Below are 20906 nucleotides of genomic sequence, written 5' to 3'. Positions count from 1 at the left end.
GCCGAAGAATTCGACTTTCGACTGGGGACATTCCATGGCTGACCATAGCGAAGTGGCGTACACCACTGCCGACGGCAACGACTATGTCGCGCACGAGCAGACCTATGAGGGCTTCATCAAGCTGGTGAAGTACGGCACGGCCTCGGTCGCGCTCATCGTCATCCTCATGGCGATCTTCCTGACCTGATCCACCGCCTGTTGCGCCGCCATCGTCGTCGGTGCTCATAAAATTTGCATTCAAGCCGGTACCAAAACCGGTATCCAACGTTGCGGGAGTGACGCTAAGTTCGCGTGCGCGCTTTGTCCCGCGTCGCCGGAGGGCCTATGAAGATCGCCGTTGCCAAGGAAATCGATCTGTCGGAGCCGCGTGTTGCCGCTTCGCCTGATACGGTGAAGAAGTTCAAGGCGTTGGGCGCCGAGATCGCGGTCGAGCCGGGTGCCGGCATCAAGTCGGGTCTTCCTGATTCGGAATTCACCGCCGCGGGCGCGACCGTCAGCGCCGACGCGCTGAAAGACGCCGACATCATCATCAAGGTGAAGCGCCCCGAGGCCTCCGAGCTGTCGCAATACAAGCGCGGCGCACTCGTCATCGCGATCATGGATCCCTATGGCAACGAAGCTGCGCTGAAGGCCATGGCCGATGCCGGCGTGTCCGCCTTCGCGATGGAACTGATGCCGCGCATCACCCGCGCGCAGGTGATGGACGTGCTGTCCTCGCAGGCGAACCTTGCCGGCTACCGCGCCGTGATCGAGGGCGCCGAGGCCTTCGGCCGCGCCTTCCCGATGATGATGACCGCGGCGGGCACCGTGCCTGCGGCAAAGGTGTTCGTGATGGGCGTCGGCGTCGCCGGTCTGCAGGCGATCGCGACCGCGCGCCGTCTCGGCGCCGTCGTCACCGCGACCGACGTGCGGCCGGCCACGAAGGAACAGGTGGAATCGCTCGGCGCGAAGTTTCTGGCCGTCGAGGACGAGGAGTTCAAGAACGCGCAGACCGCCGGCGGCTACGCCAAGGAAATGTCCAGGGAGTACCAGGCCAAGCAGGCCGCGCTCACCGCCGAGCACATCAAGAAGCAGGACATCGTCATCACCACCGCGCTGATCCCGGGCCGGCCCGCGCCGAAGCTCGTCTCGGCCGAGATGGTCAAGTCGATGAAGCCGGGCTCGGTGCTGGTCGATCTCGCCGTCGAGCGCGGCGGCAATGTCGAGGGCGCCAAGGCCGGCGAAGTCGTCGAGACGGATGGCATCAAGATCGTCGGCTACACCAATGTCGCCGGCCGCGTCGCGGCCTCGGCCTCCAGCCTCTACGCCCGCAATTTGTTCTCCTTCATCGAGACCATGGTCGACAAGAAAGAGAAGAAGCTCGCCGTCAATTGGGACGACGAGCTCGTCAAGGCCACTGCGCTGACCAAGGATGGCGCGGTGATCCACCCGAACTTCCAGCCGAAAGCGTAAGGAGAGCCGCCATGGAGCATGCTGCACAGCTCGTCGACCCCTTCATCTTCCGGCTGTCGATCTTCGTCCTCGCCGTCTTCGTCGGTTATTTCGTGGTGTGGTCGGTGACCCCCGCGCTGCATACGCCGCTGATGAGCGTGACCAACGCGATCTCCTCGGTGATCGTGGTCGGCGCGCTGCTCGCGGTCGGCGTCGGCATGGTGTCGAGCGGCTCGGGCTGGGCCCGCGGCTTCGGCTTCGTCGCGCTCATCTTTGCCTGCGTCAACATCTTCGGCGGCTTCCTTGTCACCCAGCGCATGCTGGCGATGTACAAGAAGAAGTCGAAGTGAGCGGCCACCTCGGGCTGATGGGATCAATGGGGACCTGAGATGAGCGCCAATCTCTCTGCATTCTTGTATCTCGTGGCGGGGGTGCTGTTCATCCTCTCGCTGCGGGGTCTTTCGAGCCCGGCATCGTCGCGCCAGGGCAATTTGTTCGGCATGATCGGCATGGGAATCGCGGTCGCCACCACGCTGGCGAGCCATCCGCCGGCGGACGGTGTTGCCTGGCTGCTGGTGATCCTCGCGGTCGCGATCGGCGGCGGCATCGGCGCGGTGATCGCCCGCCGCGTGCCGATGACCTCGATGCCCGAGCTCGTCGCTGCCTTCCACTCGCTGGTCGGCATGGCCGCCGTGCTGGTCGCCGCCGGCGCGTTCTACGCGCCCGAAGCCTTCGACATCGGCACGCCGGGCAACATCCATCCGCAGAGCCTGGTCGAAATGTCGCTCGGCGTTGCCATCGGCGCGCTGACCTTCACCGGCTCGGTGATCGCGTTCCTGAAACTGTCCGCGCGCATGAGCGGCGCGCCGATCATCCTGCCGTTCCGCCACATCATCAACATCGCGCTCGCGGCGGCGCTGGTGTTCTTCATCGTCGGTCTCGTCCTGTCCGGCAGCGCGTTCGACTTCTGGATGATCGTCATCCTGGCGCTGGCGCTCGGCGTGCTGATGATCATCCCGATCGGCGGCGCCGACATGCCGGTCGTGATCTCGATGCTGAACTCCTATTCCGGCTGGGCCGCGGCGGGTATCGGCTTCACGCTCGGCAACTCCGCGCTGATCATCACCGGCGCGCTGGTCGGATCGTCTGGCGCGATCCTGTCCTACATCATGTGCCACGCGATGAACCGGTCCTTCATCTCGGTCATCCTCGGCGGCTTCGGCGGCGAGACGGCCGCCGCAGGCGGCGGCACCGGCGAGCAGAAGCCGGCCAAGCTCGGCTCGGCCGACGATGCGGCCTTCATCATGAAGAACGCCTCCAAGGTCATCATCGTGCCCGGCTACGGCATGGCGGTGGCGCAGGCCCAGCACGCGCTGCGCGAGATGGCCGACATCCTGAAGAAGGAAGGCGTCGAGGTGAAATACGCCATTCACCCGGTCGCGGGCCGCATGCCCGGCCACATGAACGTGCTGCTCGCCGAAGCCAACGTACCCTACGACGAGGTGTTCGAGCTCGAGGACATCAATTCCGAATTCGCGCAGGCCGACATCGCCTTCGTGATCGGCGCCAACGACGTCACCAACCCGGCGGCCGAAGAGGACAAGACCTCGCCGATCTACGGCATGCCGGTCCTGCAGGTCTGGAAGGCCGGCACGGTGATGTTCATCAAGCGCTCGCTGGCCTCGGGCTATGCCGGCATCGACAATCCGCTGTTCTACCGCGACAACACCATGATGCTGCTCGGCGACGCCAAGAAGGTCACCGAGAACATCGTCAAGGCGATGTAACGCTGCTAGCGGCGCAGCGATGACAGTCCTGAAATGGATCGCCGTCGTCGTTGCCGCCTCCTATCTCGCGGGGCTCGTGCTGCTGTTCGCAAAACAGCGCAGCCTGCTGTTTCCGGTCCCGACCACGGAGCGCACCGCGCCGGCCGCGGCAGGATTTCCGCAGGCCGAGGAGCAAATCCTCACCACCTCCGATGGTGAGCAGGTCATCGTCTGGCACGTGCCGGCGAAGCCCGGCCGACCGGTGGTCCTGTTCTTCCCGGGTAACGGCGATTTCCTCGCAGGGCGCGTCAACCGATTCAGGGGCATCACGGCCGACGGCACGGGCCTCGTCGCGCTATCCTATCGCGGCTACGCAGGCTCGACGAGCGCGCCGAGTGAGCAGGGGCTGTTGCAGGACGCTGCGGCCGCCTACGCCTTTGCGACAGAACGCTACGACGCGCGGCGTGTCGTTGCCTGGGGATTCTCGCTCGGAACCGGTGTTGCGGTCGCCATCGCATCCGGGCATCCAGTCGGGAAATTGATTCTCGAGGCGCCTTACACGTCAACGGTCGACGTCGCGGCCTCGCTCTTTCGTTTCGTCCCGATTCGCCTTTTGATGCGCGACCAGTCCCACTCCGACGAACGAATTGGGGGTGTCACTGTGCCGCTGTTGATCATGCACGGCACGAACGACCCAGCGATTCCCCTCACGTTCGGCGAGCGACTCTTTGCGCTCGCACACGAGCCGAAGAAGTTGGTGAGGTTTCCCGGCGGCGGACACGAAAATCTCGATGACTTCGGGGCGCTGGAGACGGCCCGGCAATTCATCACCGAACCCTGAGGGCTGACGCGCGCGATCTTCTCGCGCATACTCCGGCGGTTCAACGAAGGAATCGCCCCGCATGAGTGCACACGGACCGATGCCACGGTCATCCTGGATCTTCCCCGCGCTGGCGGTGCTGCTGTTCCTGATCGTCACCGTGACCGGCTACGGCTTCACCCTATCGGTCGGCGGCGGCCTGTTCGCAATCGTCCTGCTGGTGATCCTGTTCGGCACCGTGTTCGCCGCCGTGCATCATTCCGAGGTGATCGCGGAGCGGATCGGCGAGCCCTTCGGCACGCTGCTGCTGACGCTCGCGGTGACCATCATCGAGGTCGCGCTGATCACCACGATCATGCTCGGTGACAAGCCCGCGCCGACGCTGGCGCGCGACACCGTCTTTGCCGTGGTCATGATCGTCTGCAACGGCCTCGTCGGCCTCTGCGTCTTCATCGGCGGGCTGCGCTACCGCGAGCAGGGCTTTCAGCTCTCCGGCGCCAACGTCTATCTCAGCGTGCTGATTGCGCTCGCGACGCTGACGCTGATCATGCCCAACTACACGCTGACGACGCCGGGACCGGTCTATTCGACGCTTCAGCTCGGCTTTGTCGACCTCGTGACCATCGTGCTCTATGGCGTGTTCCTCTATACGCAGATGGTCCTGCACAAGGACTATTTCGTTCACGAGCGGGCGGAGGGCGAGAGCGGGGGGACCCATCTGTCGGGCTCGATGCTGGCGCTGAGCATCGCGTTGCTCCTGATCTCGCTGCTGGCCGTCGTGCTGCTTGCCAAGAAATTCTCCCTGGTGGTGGACGCCGTCGCCGACAGGATCGGCGCGCCGCCGGCATTTGCGGGCCTTCTGGTCGCGCTGCTGATCCTGATGCCGGAAGGCGTTTCCGCGGTCGCGGCGGCCCGCAAGAACGATCTTCAGAAGAGCATCAATCTGGCGCTCGGATCCTCGCTGGCCACCATTGGCCTCACCATTCCGGCGGTCGGGCTCGCCACCTATGTGATCGACCAGCCGCTGGTGCTGGGCCTCAATCCCCAGAACACGGCGCTGCTGTTCCTGACATTCTTGCTGAGCATGCTGACCTTCGGCACGGGCAGGACCAATGTCCTGTTCGGGCTGGTCCATATGGTGGTATTTGCCGTCTACGCGTTCATGGTGTTCGTGCCCTGAGCCGGTTCCCCGAGAGAGGTTTGACATGCTTGCCGCCAAGTCCGAGGTTCAGGTCGACAATGACGAGGTCAGGGTGACCGAATGGCGGCTCGCTCCGGGCAGCGCGACCGGGCATCACACCCACGGGATGGACTATGTGATCGTTCCCGTCGTTGCCGGCGAAATGACCATCGTGGCGCCCGGTGGCGAGCGCTCCAAGGCCCAGCTTGCGGCCGGAAAATCCTACTTTCGCAAGGCCGGCGTTCAACACGACGTACTTAACGAAACCTCAACCGAGATCGTGTTCCTTGAGATTGAGCTGAAGCCGTAAGGCACGGGTAACCTTTGCCATCGATCCGTCGCAGTTGATCCCTTACAATGCCCCAAAGTTCCCGCATCAGATCGCGCGGGGAGTGGCCGAGAAATGCTGAAATACCTCGCTAAAATCTCGATGGATATTTTCCCCTCGGTGCTCGCGACGATCATCGGGGCGTACATCGTTAATCACTACATCAATGCCAAACCGGCGGCGGATACTCCGGCTGCCGTCGTGACGCCCGCCGATGCCGGCAAGAAGCCCGCGGACGTGGCCAACATCCCGGGCCCCGGCGTGAAGGCCAAGGGTATCTCCGAGAAGAGCATCTCCGAGAAGAGCGCCCCTGCCGAGACCAAGGCGGCGGACGTTGCCCCCGCTGAGACCGGGTCCCACGGCCGTCCCACGGCGCATGAGAAGGCGGTCGCCAAATCCTCTCCGACCACGTCCAGCCCGGCGACACCCGCCGCTGCGCCGGTGGTCGAGGCCAATTCGGCGCCGGCCGCTTCTGCGGCCGTGACCCCCGATGCCAATGATCTGGCGCGGGCCGCCATCGAGCGCCTGCGCAAATCGCCTGAGGGCAAGGCCGCCGAGAAGGCGGCGGAGGCCAAAGCTGCGGAAACCAAGCCCGCCGAGGCCAAATCTTCGGAAATCAAGCCCGCAGAAACCAAGGCAGCCGAGCGGACCCCGGAACCGGCGGTACAGGAAGCATCCCGGACCCCGGAAGCCCCCCGAACGGTAACGGCTGTGCCGGCGACGGTGCGTCCGTTGCCGCCGCCGATCAATGTGTCGACGCCCTCGCCCGAGGCCTATGGCAATGGCGCCTCGTCGCAGGCGAACCCGGCCTACACCGCCTCGGTCCGCAATGACGATCCGAATCGGCTGACGCCGCCGGCCGATATTCCGGTACCGGTGATCGCGCCGCCGCTCGACCTGCGCGCCGATGCCGGCGCAGCCGCACCCGGACCGCGGCCCAAGACCAATGTCGCCGACGAAATGCTGTCGGGCATGAAGTCGATGTTCCACGCGGTCCTGCCGAAGGGCGCCACTCCCGATTAGTCGGTCGGCGCCGGCGCCGCCCCGATATCGTCAGCCGCCGACGCGGGCGAGGCCGCTGCGGGCGGTGTCGTCGTGCGGGCGTAGACCGACGGCCTTGTTATAGGACGCTGCAGCCTTGGCCTTGTCGCCCAGCCGCTCATAAGCCTGTCCCCGCATGGTCCAGATCTGGGCGTTGTGCGGATCGGCCTCGGACGCCTCGTCGAGATCCGCCGCCGCCTCCTTGACCTTGCCGATGGCGAGATAGCTGACGGCGCGGCCGAGCAGCGGCTCCGCCTTCTGCGGATTGAGCCCGCTTGCGGCGCCGAAATCGGCGATCGCGAAGTCGTGCTGGTTGTTGGCCTGATAAAGCAGGGCGCGGCCGTAGAGCGCTTGCGCATTGTAGGGATCGAGCGCGACGGCGCGATTGAACTCGTCGAGCGCTGCCTGGGTTTCGCCCGACTTGGCCAGGCCTTGCGCTTTTGCCGTGTGGGCCTGGGCCTCGGTCACGTTGGCGGCGCTGACCGCGCTGTCAGGCGCGGCAGCCGCCTTTGGCGCCTCCTGCGGCTTGTCCTTCTCGGGCGTCAGCGAGCCCAGATCGAAGGAGCAGCCGCATAATGCGATCCCCATCAAGGTCAGCGCGAGCGGCTGGCGCCAGATCCGGCGCAACCGCGCCAAGCCGGGCTCTGGGAAGGGGGAGGCCATCGACGGTTCGCTCGCGCTAGAGCATGATCCGGAAAAATGTGGAGCGGTTTTCCTCGCGACAACGCGGAACGCGTCTACGCGAAAGATCATGCTCAAACAACAAAGCTAAAGCGCGACGACGACGAATTGCAGTCTCACCGCGCGCTAGCGCCGCATCTGGAGTGCCCCGTCCCAGAAAGGCACCGCTCAAAAAATAATGACGCGGGCCGGGGGGCCCGCGTCATCCAAAACTCAGTCCTGCACGATCGGCAAGATCAGCGCGGTCCGCGCGGACCTGCACCGGGGCCGCCACGGCCACCACGCTCGCCACCGGGGCCAGCGCCGAACACCGGCTTCGGCTTCATCGGCAGCAGGCCTTCACGCTGCAGCTTCTTGCGGGCCAGCTTGCGCGCACGGCGCACGGCTTCGGCCTTTTCGCGGGCCTTCTTCTCGGAGGGCTTTTCGTAGTGACCGCGGAGCTTCATCTCGCGGAAAATACCCTCGCGCTGCATCTTCTTCTTCAGCGCCTTGAGGGCTTGGTCGACATTGTTATCGCGAACGAGAACCTGCACGCGGCATCCTCTTCAGTGGATCGGATTTGAATTCTGGTAAGTCAAAGGGGATGGCAAAACGCGCAAGCCCTTAACCTTGAGCGCGCGGATGTATCAGACAAAACCTGAGATGTCCACCGGCCAAGCGGGATTTCGGGCCAAGTTCAGCCATTAAATGCGGCGAAAATACCTCCTTGCAGCCCTGATTTGGGAGATCGGCGCTAAGTAGGGCCGCAGCGGACATTGTTCCGGAACCGTTTGGAAATCAGGGGAGACGCCTCATGGACATGAAAAAATACGCGGCCGAGGCCATCGGTACGTTCTGGCTCACATTCGCAGGCTGTGGCAGCGCGGTGATCGCAGCGGGCTTTCCGCAGGTCGGCATCGGCCTCGTGGGCGTGTCCCTGGCCTTCGGCCTCAGCGTCGTCACCATGGCCTATGCGATCGGCCATATTTCGGGATGCCATCTCAACCCGGCCGTCACAGTCGGCCTTGCCGCCGGCGGGCGGTTTCCGGCCGGCCAGATCCTGCCCTATGTGATCGCGCAGGTCTGCGGCGCCATCGTCGCTGCCGAGCTGCTCTATGTGATCGCCAGCGGCGCGCCCGGCTTCGACGTCAGCAAGGGCTTTGCCTCCAACGGCTATGACGCGCATTCGCCCGGCCAGTACAGCATGATCGTCTGTTTCGTCACCGAGGTGGTTATGACCATGATGTTTCTGTTCGTCATCATGGGCGCGACCCACGGACGCGCGCCTGCGGGTTTCGCGCCGCTCGCGATCGGACTTGCGCTGGTGATGATCCATCTCGTCAGCATCCCCGTCACCAACACGTCGGTGAACCCGGCGCGCAGCACGGGCCCCGCGCTGTTCGTCGGCGGCTGGGCGCTGGCGCAGCTCTGGCTGTTCTGGATCGCACCGCTGATCGGCGGCGCGCTGGGCGGGGTGATCTATCGCTGGCTCAGCGAGGAGCCCGCGGGCGTCGTCGCGGGCGTGAAGACGGCCTGATCCAAGGCGCGGGATCGCAGCCGCTGCTGCGGTCCCTCACTTGCTCTTCGAAGGTCTGACCTCGGTGACGTGGCCCATCTTGCGGCCGGGGCGCGGTGCGCCCTTGCCGTAGATGTGCACCGTCGCGCCCGGCACGCTCAGCCACTTCTCGTAATCGTTGATCTCGTCGCCGATCAGATTGGTCATGGTGACGATCTCGCCGTGGCGCACCGGCTTGCCGAGCGCCCAGCCGGCGATGGCGCGGATGTGCTGTTCGAACTGGGAGACGGACGCGCCGTCGAGCGTCCAGTGTCCGGAATTGTGCACGCGCGGAGCGATTTCGTTGACCAGCACTTTCGATCCGCCGCCATTGGCGAGCACGAACATCTCCACCGCGAGCACGCCGACGTAATCGAGCGCGGTTGCGATCTTGCCGGCGATGCTGCGCGCCTCCTCGGCGAGCGCGTCCGGAATCGGCGCGGGCGCCCGGGAGATCTTCAGAATGTGGTCGCGGTGCTCGTTCTCGGTGACGTCGAAGCATTCGACCTGGCCCGATGCCGAGCGCGCGGCGATCACGGAGATCTCGCGTTCGAACGGCACGAAGGCCTCCAGGATCGCCGATTTGGTGGCGAGGCTGGTCCAGACTTTCGCGATGTCGTCGCCCTCGCGGATGATGGCCTGGCCCTTGCCGTCGTAGCCGAAGCGGCGGGTCTTCAGCACCGCGGGAAGGCCGATCTTCAGAATGGCCTCACGCAGCGATGCGACAGAAGTGACGTCGGCGTAAGCTGCCGTCCCGATACCGAGCCGCGTGACGAAATCCTTCTCGGCGAGCCGGTCCTGGGTGGTCTCGAGGATCTTGCGGTTGGGCAGCACCGGGCGGCGCGAATCCAGCACCATGGCGGCAGCGGCCGGCACGTTTTCGAATTCGTAGGTGATGACGTCGACGTCGTGGGCGAACAGTTCGAGCGCCTCGACGTCGGCATATTCGGCGCAGGTCGCGTTCAGCACGACGTCGAAGGCCGGCGAATCCGGATCGGGCGAGAACACCTGGCAGCGCAGGCCGAGCCGCGCGGCGGCCATGGCCAGCATCCGCCCGAGTTGTCCGCCGCCGAGGATTCCGATGGTGTCGCCGGGCTTCAGCTTCACCTGCTTTGCGTCAGTCACGCCTTGTCCTCCGGGCGCTCGGCAACCGCCTCGGTCTGGGCCTTGCGCCAGGCAGCCAATCGATCGGACAGCGCGGTATCGGACAGCGCCAGCACGGCCGCCGCCAGCAGCGCCGCGTTGATCGCGCCGGCCTTGCCGATCGCGAGCGTGCCGACCGGGATGCCGGCGGGCATCTGAACGATAGAATAGAGCGAATCGATGCCCTTCAGGGTCCTGGACTCGACGGGAACGCCGAAGACAGGCAGTTCCGTCAGCGCCGCCGCCATGCCCGGCAGATGCGCAGCGCCGCCAGCGCCGGCGATGATGACCTTGAAGCCCTCAGCCTTGGCGCCCCTGGCGAAATTGAACAGGCGCTCGGGGGTGCGGTGGGCCGAGACGATGCGGGTGTCGGAGGCAACGCCGAGGGCTGCAAGCGTATCGGCGGTGTGCCGCATCGTCTCCCAGTCCGACTGGCTTCCCATGATGATGGCGATCGGCGCGGTCATGACGTCAATTGTGCTCGGAAAACAGAAAGATAGGCCAGATTAACGGTTCCGGCCGGCGGCTCGCAAGGCGGTGGCAAGGAGAAGGGAATGCACTATCCTGTCTTGGTGAATCCCCGCAAGCCTTCATTGAGCAGGATGCCCATGAAGAAACCAAAAAGGGCGACCGCTGCGAAGGCCAAAAACGGCCGGAAAACCAGCGGGGGCCGAACGAAAACCGCACCCAAGCGGGCCGTGGCGCCGCCCCGCATGTCTGTCGCCGGCGCCGCCAAGACGGCCGGCAAGGACAGTAGTAAGGACCGCAGCAAGGCGACCATCCGCGGCCTGCGGACCAAGCTCACGCAGGCGCTGCGACGCGTCGCCGAGCTCGAGGCGGCTGCCGACACCGATTTCCTGCTGGACATCCCCAACCGGCGCGGCTTCGAGCGCGAGCTCCAGCGCGCCCTCGCCTACATGAAGCGCTATCACGCCAGCGGCGCGCTGATCGTGCTCGACGTCGACCGGCTGAAGCCGATCAACGATTCCTTCGGCCACGCCGCCGGCGACGAGGTGCTGAAGGCGATCGCCGCGACGCTGAGGCGGCAGATCCGCGCTTCCGACGTGGTCGGCCGTCTCGGCGGCGACGAGTTTGCCCTGCTGCTCTGGAATCTCAGCGAGACCGACGCCAAGGCGAAGGCCGCCATCTTCGAGCAGGCGATCGACGAATTGTCCTTTGTCTTTCGGGGCCAGCATGTGACGGCGGGCGCGTCCGCCGGTGTTGCGCTGCTCGGTGCGCAGTCCGATCCCGTTCGTGCGCTGGAGGAGGCCGATGCCGCCATGTATGTGCGCAAGGCGCATCGGCGGCACGAACCACGGATCAGGCTGGTGAGCAGCTGACTCTACAGCGTGGCCAGATCTTCCGGCACGTTGCCGAATTTGCGCAGCAGCGTGGCATCACCGAATTCGCCGGTCATGGGATCGCCACTGCGGCTGAATGCGACAGCGCCGATATGGCCGGTGCCGCGCGCCAGGGCCTCGGCGCGCCGTAATGCGGCTGTCGAGCTCTGGCATTCTTCTGCGGCGCCGGCGACCGTCGATCCGTCGGCATCGATCAGGAAGGGCATTGCAACGTAGTAGGTCACATCTGACATGGCGTTGCTCCAATGGTGAGATTTTAGGCCGCGCTGCTCCTGCTGCGCGACGCCTCCGGAATGCAGCCGGCCCTCACAGCCGCCTGCAACTCTTCCAGTTCGGCCTCCAGATACTCGTTGGCCATGATCAGCGCCTTGATGGTGCTGCGCAGGTTGCCGTCGCACATCGCGATCGCCTGGTCGCAGGCCTGTTCATAATGGCTGTTGTCGAGAAGGGCTGGGACTGACATCGGCGGTGTCCTTGGGCGTTTCCTGGAGGCATCGGGGCAAGCTCAATGTTCTTCTTTTGTTCTGTTTGAGTCAAGCGGATTCATTGCGGCAATCTGAAACCGCGGTGGATCAGGCGATGATGTCGGGCGTGATCTGGTCTTCGATGAAGGCGATACGGTCGCGCAACAACAGCTTGCGTTTCTTCAACCGCTGCAGCCGCAACAGGTCGGGGGCGGGCGATTGATGCAGTGCATCGATCGCCGCATCGAGATCTCGGTGTTCCTGCTGCAACCGGGTGAGCTCGGCTTCGAGCTCACGCTCGTCTTCATGGGTCATGTCTGCGGTGGCCGAAAACCGATAGGCTTGAGATTAAGGCTGTGGATGCCCTGTGGAAATTATCGTCCTTGCGCGGCGTGATCGCAAGCGATCTGAAACCTTCGCGCACCGCTCCCTCGCAAGATATTTCAACGATTCGCAAGTGCGTCGTGCGAGCGCATTGATATCATGGATTTTTCGCCGCGCAGTTCCTTGCTCACGCTTCATTACATATGAATTTTCAAAAATGACGGTGCGACGACGGATACCCATCGACAGAACGAATCGGTGATGTACACTTCCTCGTCCGGATCGAATCCAAGGTTCACCCCTGCCGAGGAGGTTTCGAATGACAATTCAGGCACATCTGGTTGAATTGGAACGGAAGCACAAAACTCTCGAAAACGAACTGCACGAAGCTCTCGTGCACCTTTCAACAGACGACCTGCAAATTGTTGAGTTGAAGCGCCGCAAGTTGATGGTCAAGGACCAGATTGAACGACTGAAGCAGACCGGCGACACGCTTCACTAGTAACCCCCGTAACAGCGTCAAGTTTGATCGTATCCTTTTAGACAGGGATGAGAGCTTTTGCGCTCGTCCCTGTCTGCAAGGTGCGCACCGCGCGGCCATCGTCGCGCGGCGTAAAACTGCTTTAGATTTCGGCGAGCTCGGCAACGTGGTCCGCGATCGCGAGCGACGATGTCAGTCCCGGCGATTCGATGCCGAACAGGTTGATCAGGCCTGCGACGCCATGGTCGCGCGGCCCCTGCATCAGAAAATCCTGCGTGGCCACCGCCGGCGGCACGATCTTCGGGCGGATACCCGAATAGCTCGGCATCAGCGCGCCATCGGGCAATGTCGGCCAGTATCTGCGGATCGCCGGATAGAAGCGCTCGGCGCGTGATGGATCGACTTCATAGTCGATGGTCTCGATCCATTCGACGTCGGGGCCGAAGCGCGCCTGTCCCGCCATGTCCAGCGTCAGATGCACGCCGAGCCCACCGGGCTCGGGCACGGGATAGATCAGGCGCGAGAACGGCGCGCGCGCATTGCAGCTGAAATAATTGCCCTTGGCGAGATAGGCTGGCGGAATCCGGTCGACCGGCATGCCGTCGATGTGGCGTGCCACGGTGGTGGCCGAAAGCCCGGCGGCGTTGACGAGCAGGTCGCATTGCAGCGTCATCGGCGCTTCGCCGCCGGCTTCGATCTCGATCATGCCGGCCTCCGCCTTGGCGCGGATCAGCGGCGTACGGAACGCGAAGGCGGCGCCCGCTTCCTCGGCCTCGCCGCGCAGCGAGAGCATGTAGGCATGGCTGTCGATGATGCCTGTCGACGGCGACAGCAGCGCGGCGTCGCAGGCCAATGCCGGCTCAAGCGCGCGCGCGGCCTCGCCCGAGAGCAACTGCATGTCGAGCACGCCATTGGCCTCGGCATGCGCCTTGATCGATTGCAGCTTCTCGGTTTCCTTGGCATTGGTCGCGACGATCAGCTTGCCGCAGTTCTTGTGCGGGATGCCGCGCTCGCCGCAGTAGCGGTACAGCGCCTGCTTGCCGCTTACGCACATGCGGGCCATCCAGCTGCCGGCCCGGTAATAGATCCCGGCATGGATCACCTCGCTGTTGCGCGAGGAGGTGATGGTGCCGATGGCCTCGGCCTCCTCGAGCACGATCACCTCGCGCCCGGCCTGTGCGAGCCTCCTTGCCACCGCGAGCCCTACGACACCGGCTCCGATGACGACGCAGTCGACCCTATCCATGGCTAAGCAGACATCCCGCCGAAGTGGCCGATCGCGCCGATGGGCCTGGGAAACGCGCCGTGAGGCCGTTCTCCATTAAGGAAACATTTATCATGTCAGGGCAATTGCCGTATTTTGCGTCACATTTTTCTGTTGAGCGTACAGGCGTTTACCCGATCCAAACCCGCGAAGCCAGACAATCCGCAGTTGAAATCGCGGGTGGCTGATGGCTGAGAGGAACTGGCACGCGGGCAGCACCATTCTGATTGCTGTGCAGGTCGTCGTGTGCCTGGCAGGAGCGATCACGCCTGCGCATGCCGAATCATCGGCTCTGCCGGCCTATCTCGACGGGCTCGAACCCAGCCTGGTCTGGGAAGCCCTGATTTGCGGCGTTGCGTTTTTCGGGCTGCTGGCCGCCACGGCGCTGTGGATCAACTCCGCATTGCATCGCGCCCGCCGGTCGCAGCTGCGGCGCAACGCCTTCGTCTCCTCCGCCATGAACAATCTCAACCAGGGCGTGGTGATGACGGATGCGCAGCGGCGCATCATCTTCTGCAACGATCGCTATCTCGAGATCTATGGCCTGTTGCGGTCGGACCTCTGGGCCGACATGACCGGCTACGACATCCTCGAACTGCGGCGGCAGCGCGGCGTCCTCGGCGTCACCGATGACGAGTTCTACGAGAAGGCGTCCAGCCCCAACGGCCTGATCACCGAATTGCCGGATGGCCGGTCCATCCTGGTGAAGTATTTCGAGCTGCCGAACGGCGGCTCGGTGGCGACCCATCTCGACGTCAGCGAGCAGCGCGCGCTGTCACGGCAGCTCGCCTCGACCAAGCAGTTCCTGGAAACGGTGCTGGACAACGTGCCGGCCTGCGTCGCCGCCAAGAACATCGAGGACGGCCGCTACATCTTCGCCAACAGCGCCTATGAGCGCTTCTGGGGCTTCCCGCCGGACCAGGCCGTCGGCAAATGCGCGCGCGAGCTGTTTGCGCCGAGCTCGGCGGCCAGCATCGAGGCGGCCGACCGGGCGGCGCTCGCAGCGCCCGATGGCCAATACCGCAACGAATTCGAGATCGAGCGCGGCTCGGAACGGCGCATGGTCGCCTCGATCCGCATCGCGGTCCGCAACGAGAGCAACAAGCCGGAATTCCTCCTGGTCGTGTTCGAGGACATCACCGACCGGCGGTCGCTGTCGCAGGAACTGGAGAGCACCAAGAAGTTCCTCGAGCTCGTGGTCGACAACATCCCGGTCGCGCTGATCGTGGAGCAGGTCAAGGACGGCCGCTATCTGCTCGCCAATCGCAGCGCCGAGACGATCCTGAACCGCAAGCGCGAGGAAGCCACCGGCCTGACGGCGTCGGATATCTTCAATGCCAAGGAAGCCAAGCTGATCATTGCGCGCGACGAGGCTGCGATCAAGAAGCGCGGGGTGATCACCGAGGAGCATCCGATCTCCACCAAGGACGGCCTGCGCCTGTTCCTGACGCGGCGCGCCACGGTGCTCAACGATGCCGGCGAGCCGCAATATCTGATCAAGACCCACGAGGACGTCACCAACCGCCGGCAGACCGAGTCGCGCATGGCGCACATGGCCTATCATGACGGCCTCACCGATTTGCCGAACCGCGCCGCCTTCCTTCAGGCGCTGAACCAGATGATCGAGGCCTGTGAGGGGACCGACGAGGAATTCGCAGTGCTCTGTGTCGATCTCGACGGCCTCAAGGAGGTCAACGACGTGTTCGGCCACGCGCTCGGCGACAAGCTGCTGATCGAGGTGGCCCAGCGGCTCCAGGACGCCGCGCGCGGCGGCCTGGTGGCGCGTCTTTCCGGCGACGAATTCGGCCTGATCATCGACGGCAAGCAGCCCGACGTCGGCCTTGCTCTGGCGCAGCAGCTCGGCGAAGCGCTGGCGCCGGAATTCCAAATCGACGGCCGCGCCGTCCGTGCCGGCATCACCACCGGCATGTCGATCTTTCCGCACAATGGACCCGACGGCGCCGCGCTGCTCGCCAATGCGGGCGCCGCCCTGTTCCGCGCCAAGCAGAAATCGCGCGGCACGATCAGCCTCTACCAGCCCGAGATGGACCAGCAGATCCGCGACCGCCGGGTGCTGCACCAGGATCTGTCGAAGGCGATCAAGAACGGCGAGCTCTCGCTGGCCTTCCAGCCGCAGGGTATCGCGCGCAACAGCGTCGCCGAGAGCGAGATCATCGGCTTCGAGGCCCTGGCGCGCTGGCAACATCCGGTGCGCGGCCAGGTCTCGCCGGCCGAATTCATCCCGATCGCGGAGGAAAGCGGCCTGATCGTCGAGATGGGCGAATGGATCCTGCGCGAGGCCTGCCGCGAGGCGGCCTCCTGGCCGAAGCCGCTCCAGGTCGCGGTCAATCTGTCGCCGGCGCAGTTCATGCACGGTGACGTGGTCGGTCTCGTCCATTCGATCCTGATCGAGACCGGACTTGCGCCCGGCCGGCTCGAGCTCGAAATCACCGAGGGCGTCCTCATCGAGGATTTCGACCGCGGTCTGGCGCTGCTGCGCCGGCTCAAGGCGCTGGGCGTGCGCATCTCCATGGACGATTTCGGCAGCGGCTATTCCTCTCTGAGCTATCTGCAGGCGTTCCCGTTCGACAAGATCAAGATCGACCGCGCCTTCATCATCAATCTCGGCCGCAACCCGCAATCGGCGGCGATCGTCCGCGCCGTGATCGATCTCGGCCACGGCCTCGAAATGTCGATCATCGCCGAGGGCGTCGAGACGATCGACCAGCTCGCCTTCCTCGCGCGTGAGGGCTGCGACGGCGTGCAGGGCTATCTGCTCGGCAAGCCGCTGCCGATCGGGCAATATGCCGGCCTCGTCGGCCGCATCGAAGCCATGGAGCTTGCGCTCAAGACCGGCTAGTGGTGGCGGGTACGTACCTTGCTCCCTCCAGACGGCTTCATGGCGGATTACGACCTCGCGATCATCGGTGGCGGCCTGAACGGTGTCAGCCTCGCGCGCGATGGTGCCGGCCGCGGCTTGCGGGTGATCCTGATCGAGCAGGGCGATCTGGCCGCTGCTGCCTCGTCGGCGACACCACGATTGATCCATGGCGATCTGTCGGTGTTGGAGCGGCGCGGCTTCCGGCGGGTGCGCCGGGCGCTGGCCGAGCGCGCGACCTGGCTCCGGATCGCGCCGCATCTGGTGCGGCCGATGAGCTTCGTGGTCCCCGCCCATTCCGACGAGCGTCCGCCATGGCTCTTGCGCGCGGGCCTGTATGTTTATGACGCCCTTGCCGACCGCGGCGGCCTTCCGGCCTCGACGACGCTCGACATCACCCATCATCCGGTCGGCAATGCGCTGAAGCGCCCGTTCGGTATTGCCTTCGCTTATGCCGATTGCCTCGTCGACGATTCGCGCCTGGTGGTGCTCACGGCGCTGGATGCCGCCGAACGCGGCGCCGCAATCCGGACCGGCGCGCGCTGCGTGCGCGCCGACAGGACCGACATCTGGCGGCTGGCGCTGGTCGACCGCGGCCATCGCCGGGTGATCACGGCGCGTGCGCTGGCCAATGCTACCGGCGGCTGGACGTCGATCGTCGCGGAGACCGTGCTGCGGCAGAAGCAACCGGCCACGGCCGCCATGCAGATGAGCCAGATCATCGTGCCCAGGCTGTTCGAGTCGGACAACGTCTATGTGTTCCAGAACCATGACGGGCGATTGATCTTCGCCAGTCCGTTCGAGCGCGACTTCACGCTGATCGGCACGGCCACGCATGACTTTACCGGCGATCCCGCTGTTGTCGCGATGTCAGGCGCCGATGTCAGCTATCTCTGCGAGGCCGCAAGCCGCTATTTCCGCGAGCGCGTCGCCCCGACCGACGTGGTGCGCACGGTGTCCGGCGTCAACCTGTCGCCGCCGTCCGCACGGCGGCGCGACGGCACGACGTTGTTCCACGCGCGCCGGCGCAAGGCGCCGCTGCTGACGATGTTCGGCGGCGATGTCACGACCTCGCGCTTTCGCGCGGAGCGGGCGGTGACGCTGCTGACGCCGTTCTATCCGATGTCGCGGCCCTGGACGTCAGGCGCAGCATTGCCTGGCGGCGATTTCGCCTGGGATCGTTTCGAGACCGAGGTCGATCTTGCGTGTCACCGCTGGCGCTTTCTGGAGGAGCTGCAGGCCCGGCGCATGGTTGCCGCTTACGGTTCGCGGTTGCCTGACGTGCTGGGCGAGGTGAAGACACGCGAGGCGCTCGGCCCCGCTTTCGGTTCCGACCTGACCGGCGCCGAGGTGCGCTATCTCATGGCCCACGAATGGGCACGCTTCCCCGAGGACATCCTGTGGCGCCGCTCCAAGCTCGGCCTCACCATGGCCGCGGCGGACCGCGACGCGCTGGCGGCGTTCATGGCGGGCGCAACCTAAGCGGAATCAGGCTTGCCCGGCATCCCGCCAGGATCGCGCGCGGCATGGCGGATTGCGTGGATGATGATCTCCTCGTGCCCAATCTCGTAGAAGACGAGAAACGGGTAGGGCGTTGTGGTCAACCTGCGGATATCTGGATCGTCGGTCCGGAGGCCGATCTCGGGATGCAACAGCAGCAGGCCGATGACATCCTGGATCCGCTTCTGCACGCGCGCGGCTCCCTTCGGAGAGGACGCCGAAATGTAGGTCAAAATGGAATCCAGATCGGCCAGTGCCGGAAGCGTGTAGCGGAGATTCACAGGCCGTGTTTGACCCAGGTGGCTTGGACCTGGGCCTCGGTCGCGAATTCGCCGCGCGCGGCCGCCTCCTTCGATGCAGCAATCGCCGCTCTCTCATCCTCCGAGAGAACGACGGGAGAGGTTGCTTCCGCGCCGGCAAGCTGCAGCACGATCCGGGCAATGTCGTCCTGCGCGTCCGCCGGCAGACTGCGCGCGATCTCCAGGGCCTGATCCAGCAACTTGGTCATGTTCATCATCATACGCCTTTTGATGTCCGGCATGAAGGGCCCATTTGGGCAGATCCGGCTCGAACCGGTTGAGCAAAGGCCGATCCGCCGCTAGCGTGCGGCGGCATTGGGGTTGGCAGGGATATGACTGACGAATTGCCGAGAACGGATGCCGGAGAGAAAGCGGCTGGAGCTGCGCATCCGGCTGCAGGCGGGCCGCTGCTGCGCATCGAGGGCGTGGTCAAGGCGTTCGGGACGTTCCGCGCCGTCGACGGCGTGTCGCTCGACATCAAGGCCGGCGAGTTCTTTGCGTTGCTCGGGCCCAGCGGCTGCGGCAAGACCACGCTGCTGCGCATGCTTGCCGGCTTCGAGGCTCCGGATGAAGGGCGCATCCTGCTCGGGGACAAGGACATCGCGCAGGCGCTGCCGCACGAGCGGCCCATCAACATGATGTTCCAGAACTACGCGCTGTTTCCGCATTTATCGGTGCGCGACAACATCGCCTTCGGGCTCAAGCGCGCCAATATGGCGCGCGCCGATATCGCAACGCGCGTCGCGGAGATGGTTGCGCTGGTGAAGCTCGAGGGGCTGGAGAAGCGCAAGCCCGACCAGCTCTCCGGCGGCCAGCGCCAGCGCGTCGCGCTGGCCCGCGCGCTGGCGCGGCGGCCGCAATTGTTGCTGCTCGACGAGCCTCTGGCAGCCCTCGACAGGAAGCTGCGCGAGAGCACACAAGCCGAGCTGATGGAGCTGCAGCGCCGGCTGGGCATGACCTTCATCGTCGTCACCCACGACCAGGAGGAGGCGATGACGATGGCTGATAGAATCGGCGTGATGAGATCGGGCAAGCTCGTCCAGGTCGCCGGTCCGCGCGAGCTCTACGAGGCGCCGCGCTCGCGCTGGATCGCGGAGTTCGTCGGCGACATCAATCTGTTCGACGCCGAGTCCAAATTGCGCGACGGCCATCGTCTGGTGATCGGCACGCGCGATGCAGGGACGCTGGTAGTGGCCGAGCCGCGCCAGCCGCTCGGCGAGGCAAAATTTTCGGTCGCAATCCGCCCCGAGAAGATCAAGCTGTCGCGTCGTGGTCCCGTGAGCGAGGCCGGCCACGAAACCGCGATCAACCGGCTCGACGGCGTGATCGCCGACATCTGCTATCTCGGCGGCACCACCACCTACAAGGTGAAGCTCGATACCGGCGGGACGGTGCAGGCCTCCGTCGCCAACAGCGCCCGTCTCGATGTCGATGCCTATAGCCTGAACCAGCATGTTGTCGCCTGGTTCACGCCCGACGATTGCATGGTGTTGCCGTCATGAGCGCGCGCCGGATATTTGCCCGACCGGCGCGCTTTGCCGCCATCGCGCCCTATGTCTGGATGGTGCTGTTCTTCCTGGTGCCGTTCGGCTTCGTGCTGAAGATCAGCCTGTCGCAGACCGCGATCGCGCAGCCGCCTTACGAGCCGGTGTTCGACCTGACCGCGGGCTGGACGGCGATCCGGGCAGCCTTTGCCGCGCTCTCGATCGACAATTTCAAGCTGCTCACCTCCGACGACATCTATGTGTACGCCTATCTGCGCAGTCTCTCCGTCGCCGTGACGGCGACCGCCTTGCTGCTGCTGATCGGCTACCCCATTGCCTACGGCATGGCGCGCCTGCCGAAGCGCTGGCAGGCGGTGGCGATGGTGCTGGTGATCGTGCCGTTCTGGACTTCGTTCCTGATCCGCATCTATGCCTGGATCAACATCCTCCAGCACGACGGCCTGCTCAATCAGATCCTGCTGACACTGCATCTGGTCAGCCAGCCCGTGGTGTGGCTCTCCACCGACACCGCGATGTATGTCGGCATCGTCTATTCCTATCTGCCGTTCATGATCCTGCCGCTCTATGCCACGCTCGCCAAGATGGAGCCGGCGCTGGAGGAGGCGGCCAGCGACCTCGGCGCACCGCCGGGGGCGGTGTTCTGGCTGGTGACCTTTCCGCTGTCGCTGCCGGGCGTCGGAGCCGGCGTGCTGCTCTGCTTCATTCCCATCGTCGGCGAGTTCGTGATCCCGGATCTCCTCGCCGGCTCCAATTCGCTGATGATCGGCCAGACCCTGTGGCTCGAATTCTTCACCAACAAGGACTGGCCGGTTGCGTCTGCCGCGGCGATCGTGCTGCTCGCGGTGCTGCTGTTGCCGCTGCTGCTCTACGAGCGGCTGCAACGGCGCCAGCTGGAGGAGCGGTGAG

At 64.9% G+C, this 20906-nt stretch carries 25 protein-coding genes; 15 read left to right on the top strand and 10 right to left on the bottom strand.

Annotated features, from left to right (window positions below):
- The first annotated feature begins 34 nt into the window (after nucleotides 1–34).
- The 8 genes from G8O24_RS29450 to G8O24_RS29415 all read left to right on the top strand — a co-directional run bounded on the left by G8O24_RS29450 (nucleotide 35) and on the right by G8O24_RS29415 (nucleotide 6548).
- Entirely contained in the window at nucleotides 35–187 is a 153-nt protein-coding gene (locus G8O24_RS29450; RefSeq protein ID WP_008136857.1) for an aa3-type cytochrome c oxidase subunit IV, read from the top strand.
- Nucleotides 188–324: 137 nt separating this feature from the next.
- Entirely contained in the window at nucleotides 325–1452 is a 1128-nt protein-coding gene (locus G8O24_RS29445; RefSeq protein ID WP_188105489.1) for a Re/Si-specific NAD(P)(+) transhydrogenase subunit alpha, read from the top strand.
- A gap of 11 nt (nucleotides 1453–1463) precedes the next feature.
- Complete coding sequence (locus G8O24_RS29440) at nucleotides 1464–1781, top strand: proton-translocating transhydrogenase family protein (RefSeq protein WP_008546224.1); 318 nt, start codon at nucleotides 1464–1466, stop codon at nucleotides 1779–1781.
- 39 nt (nucleotides 1782–1820) lie between these two features.
- On the top strand, nucleotides 1821–3218 hold the full coding sequence (locus tag G8O24_RS29435; protein ID WP_188105487.1) for an NAD(P)(+) transhydrogenase (Re/Si-specific) subunit beta: 1398 nt from the start codon (nucleotides 1821–1823) through the stop codon (nucleotides 3216–3218).
- 19 nt (nucleotides 3219–3237) lie between these two features.
- Entirely contained in the window at nucleotides 3238–4038 is an 801-nt protein-coding gene (locus tag G8O24_RS29430) for an alpha/beta hydrolase (protein ID WP_188105485.1), read from the top strand.
- A gap of 61 nt (nucleotides 4039–4099) precedes the next feature.
- Nucleotides 4100–5197, top strand: a complete 1098-nt coding sequence (locus G8O24_RS29425; RefSeq protein ID WP_188105484.1) for a calcium:cation antiporter — start codon at nucleotides 4100–4102, stop codon at nucleotides 5195–5197.
- 25 nt (nucleotides 5198–5222) lie between these two features.
- On the top strand, nucleotides 5223–5507 hold the full coding sequence (locus tag G8O24_RS29420) for a cupin domain-containing protein (RefSeq protein WP_188105482.1): 285 nt from the start codon (nucleotides 5223–5225) through the stop codon (nucleotides 5505–5507).
- Between the two features lie 93 nt (nucleotides 5508–5600).
- The gene (locus tag G8O24_RS29415; protein ID WP_188105480.1) at nucleotides 5601–6548 is read left to right on the top strand and encodes a hypothetical protein; all 948 of its coding nucleotides are present in this window, start codon (nucleotides 5601–5603) and stop codon (nucleotides 6546–6548) included.
- A gap of 30 nt (nucleotides 6549–6578) precedes the next feature.
- On the opposite strand, the gene G8O24_RS29410 is transcribed toward G8O24_RS29415, so the two are convergent.
- Together G8O24_RS29410 and rpsU are read right to left on the bottom strand one after the other, a co-directional pair.
- Entirely contained in the window at nucleotides 6579–7229 is a 651-nt protein-coding gene (locus tag G8O24_RS29410; RefSeq protein WP_188105478.1) for a tetratricopeptide repeat protein, read from the bottom strand.
- Nucleotides 7230–7483: 254 nt separating this feature from the next.
- Nucleotides 7484–7780 carry a 30S ribosomal protein S21 gene (gene rpsU / locus G8O24_RS29405; RefSeq protein ID WP_027545547.1) on the bottom strand — a complete coding sequence of 99 codons (297 nt, stop codon included), beginning with the start codon at nucleotides 7778–7780 and terminating at the stop codon, nucleotides 7484–7486.
- A 260-nt stretch (nucleotides 7781–8040) separates the two neighbouring features.
- Here rpsU and aqpZ point away from each other — a divergent pair, with 260 nt between their 5' ends.
- Complete coding sequence (gene aqpZ / locus G8O24_RS29400; RefSeq protein ID WP_188105476.1) at nucleotides 8041–8763, top strand: aquaporin Z; 723 nt, start codon at nucleotides 8041–8043, stop codon at nucleotides 8761–8763.
- Between the two features lie 36 nt (nucleotides 8764–8799).
- On the opposite strand, the gene G8O24_RS29395 is transcribed toward aqpZ, so the two are convergent.
- Nucleotides 8800–9906, bottom strand: coding sequence for a 5-(carboxyamino)imidazole ribonucleotide synthase (locus G8O24_RS29395; RefSeq protein WP_188105474.1), 1107 nt, complete (start codon nucleotides 9904–9906; stop codon nucleotides 8800–8802).
- A complete protein-coding gene (purE, locus tag G8O24_RS29390; protein ID WP_188105472.1) occupies nucleotides 9903–10391 on the bottom strand; it encodes a 5-(carboxyamino)imidazole ribonucleotide mutase in 489 nt (162 codons plus the stop codon). The genes G8O24_RS29395 and purE overlap by 4 nt, the downstream gene beginning before the upstream one ends.
- A gap of 87 nt (nucleotides 10392–10478) precedes the next feature.
- On the opposite strand from purE, the gene G8O24_RS29385 reads away from it, so the two are divergent.
- Nucleotides 10479–11264, top strand: a complete 786-nt coding sequence (locus G8O24_RS29385; protein ID WP_376708106.1) for a GGDEF domain-containing protein — start codon at nucleotides 10479–10481, stop codon at nucleotides 11262–11264.
- Nucleotides 11265–11266: 2 nt separating this feature from the next.
- On the opposite strand, the gene G8O24_RS29380 is transcribed toward G8O24_RS29385, so the two are convergent.
- From G8O24_RS29380 to G8O24_RS29370, 3 genes are all read right to left on the bottom strand, one after another.
- Nucleotides 11267–11518, bottom strand: coding sequence for a hypothetical protein (locus tag G8O24_RS29380; RefSeq protein WP_188105468.1), 252 nt, complete (start codon nucleotides 11516–11518; stop codon nucleotides 11267–11269).
- A 23-nt stretch (nucleotides 11519–11541) separates the two neighbouring features.
- Complete coding sequence (locus tag G8O24_RS29375) at nucleotides 11542–11748, bottom strand: hypothetical protein (RefSeq protein WP_188105466.1); 207 nt, start codon at nucleotides 11746–11748, stop codon at nucleotides 11542–11544.
- Nucleotides 11749–11857: 109 nt separating this feature from the next.
- Nucleotides 11858–12064, bottom strand: coding sequence for a YdcH family protein (locus G8O24_RS29370; RefSeq protein WP_018641547.1), 207 nt, complete (start codon nucleotides 12062–12064; stop codon nucleotides 11858–11860).
- Nucleotides 12065–12392: 328 nt separating this feature from the next.
- Here G8O24_RS29370 and G8O24_RS29365 point away from each other — a divergent pair, with 328 nt between their 5' ends.
- Nucleotides 12393–12575, top strand: a complete 183-nt coding sequence (locus G8O24_RS29365; RefSeq protein WP_057757317.1) for a YdcH family protein — start codon at nucleotides 12393–12395, stop codon at nucleotides 12573–12575.
- 121 nt (nucleotides 12576–12696) lie between these two features.
- Here the strand turns inward: G8O24_RS29365 and G8O24_RS29360 are convergent, their stop codons facing one another.
- Nucleotides 12697–13800 (bottom strand): NAD(P)/FAD-dependent oxidoreductase, encoded by a 1104-nt coding sequence (locus tag G8O24_RS29360; RefSeq protein WP_188105464.1) that lies wholly within the window; start codon nucleotides 13798–13800, stop codon nucleotides 12697–12699.
- Nucleotides 13801–14005: 205 nt separating this feature from the next.
- Here G8O24_RS29360 and G8O24_RS29355 point away from each other — a divergent pair, with 205 nt between their 5' ends.
- On the top strand, nucleotides 14006–16678 hold the full coding sequence (locus tag G8O24_RS29355) for a sensor domain-containing protein (RefSeq protein ID WP_188105463.1): 2673 nt from the start codon (nucleotides 14006–14008) through the stop codon (nucleotides 16676–16678).
- A 39-nt stretch (nucleotides 16679–16717) separates the two neighbouring features.
- Nucleotides 16718–18178 carry a glycerol-3-phosphate dehydrogenase gene (locus tag G8O24_RS29350; RefSeq protein ID WP_188105460.1) on the top strand — a complete coding sequence of 487 codons (1461 nt, stop codon included), beginning with the start codon at nucleotides 16718–16720 and terminating at the stop codon, nucleotides 18176–18178.
- On the opposite strand, the gene G8O24_RS29345 is transcribed toward G8O24_RS29350, so the two are convergent.
- Both G8O24_RS29345 and G8O24_RS29340 read right to left on the bottom strand, forming a co-directional pair.
- Nucleotides 18175–18477, bottom strand: coding sequence for a type II toxin-antitoxin system RelE/ParE family toxin (locus tag G8O24_RS29345; RefSeq protein WP_188105458.1), 303 nt, complete (start codon nucleotides 18475–18477; stop codon nucleotides 18175–18177). The genes G8O24_RS29350 and G8O24_RS29345 overlap by 4 nt on opposite strands.
- Entirely contained in the window at nucleotides 18474–18737 is a 264-nt protein-coding gene (locus tag G8O24_RS29340; protein WP_306666326.1) for a hypothetical protein, read from the bottom strand. Before G8O24_RS29340 ends, G8O24_RS29345 begins: the two co-directional genes overlap by 4 nt.
- A gap of 90 nt (nucleotides 18738–18827) precedes the next feature.
- On the opposite strand from G8O24_RS29340, the gene G8O24_RS29335 reads away from it, so the two are divergent.
- Together G8O24_RS29335 and G8O24_RS29330 are read left to right on the top strand one after the other, a co-directional pair.
- On the top strand, nucleotides 18828–19997 hold the full coding sequence (locus tag G8O24_RS29335) for an ABC transporter ATP-binding protein (protein ID WP_188105456.1): 1170 nt from the start codon (nucleotides 18828–18830) through the stop codon (nucleotides 19995–19997).
- Nucleotides 19994–20905, top strand: a complete 912-nt coding sequence (locus tag G8O24_RS29330; protein ID WP_188105454.1) for an ABC transporter permease — start codon at nucleotides 19994–19996, stop codon at nucleotides 20903–20905. Before G8O24_RS29335 ends, G8O24_RS29330 begins: the two co-directional genes overlap by 4 nt.
- The last annotated feature ends 1 nt before the right edge of the window (nucleotide 20906 follow it).

This window comes from Bradyrhizobium campsiandrae, assembly GCF_014529705.1.
GTDB lineage: Bacteria > Pseudomonadota > Alphaproteobacteria > Rhizobiales > Xanthobacteraceae > Bradyrhizobium > Bradyrhizobium campsiandrae.
The sequence above is the reverse complement of the archived record's forward strand: the minus strand, read 5'-3'. Positions and strand labels throughout refer to the sequence as shown.

Excerpts from the sequence above, each read along its gene's own strand:
- G8O24_RS29450 (WP_008136857.1), top strand. The coding sequence starts at position 35 with ATGGCTGACCATAGCGAAGTGGCGTACACCACTGCCGACGGCAACGAC.
- G8O24_RS29445 (WP_188105489.1), top strand. The coding sequence starts at position 325 with ATGAAGATCGCCGTTGCCAAGGAAATCGATCTGTCGGAGCCGCGTGTT.
- G8O24_RS29440 (WP_008546224.1), top strand. The coding sequence starts at position 1,464 with ATGGAGCATGCTGCACAGCTCGTCGACCCCTTCATCTTCCGGCTGTCG.
- G8O24_RS29435 (WP_188105487.1), top strand. The coding sequence starts at position 1,821 with ATGAGCGCCAATCTCTCTGCATTCTTGTATCTCGTGGCGGGGGTGCTG.
- G8O24_RS29430 (WP_188105485.1), top strand. The coding sequence starts at position 3,238 with ATGACAGTCCTGAAATGGATCGCCGTCGTCGTTGCCGCCTCCTATCTC.
- G8O24_RS29425 (WP_188105484.1), top strand. The coding sequence starts at position 4,100 with ATGAGTGCACACGGACCGATGCCACGGTCATCCTGGATCTTCCCCGCG.
- G8O24_RS29420 (WP_188105482.1), top strand. The coding sequence starts at position 5,223 with ATGCTTGCCGCCAAGTCCGAGGTTCAGGTCGACAATGACGAGGTCAGG.
- G8O24_RS29415 (WP_188105480.1), top strand. The coding sequence starts at position 5,601 with ATGCTGAAATACCTCGCTAAAATCTCGATGGATATTTTCCCCTCGGTG.
- G8O24_RS29410 (WP_188105478.1), bottom strand. The coding sequence starts at position 7,229 with ATGGCCTCCCCCTTCCCAGAGCCCGGCTTGGCGCGGTTGCGCCGGATC.
- aqpZ (WP_188105476.1), top strand. The coding sequence starts at position 8,041 with ATGGACATGAAAAAATACGCGGCCGAGGCCATCGGTACGTTCTGGCTC.
- purE (WP_188105472.1), bottom strand. The coding sequence starts at position 10,391 with ATGACCGCGCCGATCGCCATCATCATGGGAAGCCAGTCGGACTGGGAG.
- G8O24_RS29385 (WP_376708106.1), top strand. The coding sequence starts at position 10,479 with ATGCACTATCCTGTCTTGGTGAATCCCCGCAAGCCTTCATTGAGCAGG.
- G8O24_RS29380 (WP_188105468.1), bottom strand. The coding sequence starts at position 11,518 with ATGTCAGATGTGACCTACTACGTTGCAATGCCCTTCCTGATCGATGCC.
- G8O24_RS29375 (WP_188105466.1), bottom strand. The coding sequence starts at position 11,748 with ATGTCAGTCCCAGCCCTTCTCGACAACAGCCATTATGAACAGGCCTGC.
- G8O24_RS29370 (WP_018641547.1), bottom strand. The coding sequence starts at position 12,064 with ATGACCCATGAAGACGAGCGTGAGCTCGAAGCCGAGCTCACCCGGTTG.
- G8O24_RS29365 (WP_057757317.1), top strand. The coding sequence starts at position 12,393 with ATGACAATTCAGGCACATCTGGTTGAATTGGAACGGAAGCACAAAACT.
- G8O24_RS29360 (WP_188105464.1), bottom strand. The coding sequence starts at position 13,800 with ATGGATAGGGTCGACTGCGTCGTCATCGGAGCCGGTGTCGTAGGGCTC.
- G8O24_RS29355 (WP_188105463.1), top strand. The coding sequence starts at position 14,006 with ATGGCTGAGAGGAACTGGCACGCGGGCAGCACCATTCTGATTGCTGTG.
- G8O24_RS29350 (WP_188105460.1), top strand. The coding sequence starts at position 16,718 with ATGGCGGATTACGACCTCGCGATCATCGGTGGCGGCCTGAACGGTGTC.
- G8O24_RS29340 (WP_306666326.1), bottom strand. The coding sequence starts at position 18,737 with ATGCCGGACATCAAAAGGCGTATGATGATGAACATGACCAAGTTGCTG.
- G8O24_RS29335 (WP_188105456.1), top strand. The coding sequence starts at position 18,828 with ATGACTGACGAATTGCCGAGAACGGATGCCGGAGAGAAAGCGGCTGGA.
- G8O24_RS29330 (WP_188105454.1), top strand. The coding sequence starts at position 19,994 with ATGAGCGCGCGCCGGATATTTGCCCGACCGGCGCGCTTTGCCGCCATC.